This is a genomic window from Pseudomonas sp. 43(2021) (assembly GCF_017490805.1).
Classification (GTDB): domain Bacteria; phylum Pseudomonadota; class Gammaproteobacteria; order Pseudomonadales; family Pseudomonadaceae; genus Aquipseudomonas.
This window is the reverse complement of the sequence record NZ_JAFGYJ010000347.1, coordinates 1-492: the sequence shown is the minus strand read 5'-3', so window position 1 is coordinate 492 and position 492 is coordinate 1. Positions and strand designations below refer to the sequence as shown.

The 492-nt window shown below is 55.5% G+C and carries 1 protein-coding gene; it reads left to right on the top strand.

Annotated features, from left to right (window positions below):
- Positions 1–40: 40 nt before the first annotated feature.
- The coding region (locus J5M71_RS27570) for a transporter substrate-binding domain-containing protein (RefSeq protein ID WP_207838726.1) at positions 41–492 on the top strand (452 nt) is incomplete at its 3' end.

Genomic DNA, 492 nt, shown 5'->3' with positions numbered 1-492 from the left:
CTTCTTCGCCAAACCAACAACAACCCGCGAGAGAACGAACATGAAGAAACTCCCCCTCATCACCGGCCTTGCCTTCAGCCTGCTGGCCTGTGCCAGCACCTTTGCCGCCGAGAAAACCTTGCGCATCGGCATCGAAGCGGCCTACCCGCCATTCGCGTCGAAAACCGACAAAGGTGAAATCGTCGGTTTCGACTACGACATCGGCAATGCCCTGTGTGCGCAGATGAAGGTCAAGTGCGTGTGGGTTGAAGGTGAGTTCGACGGGCTGATTCCTTCGCTCAAAGTAAAGAAGATCGACATGGCGCTGTCGTCGATGACCATCAACGAAGATCGCAAGAAGTCGGTGGATTTCAGCCACAAGTATTACTTCACTTCTTCGCGTCTGGTCATGAAGGAAGGCGCGACGGTAGATGATCAGTACGCCAGCCTCAAAGGCAAGAACGTCGGCGTGCAGCGCGCGACCACCACTGATCGTTACGCCACCGAGGTGTT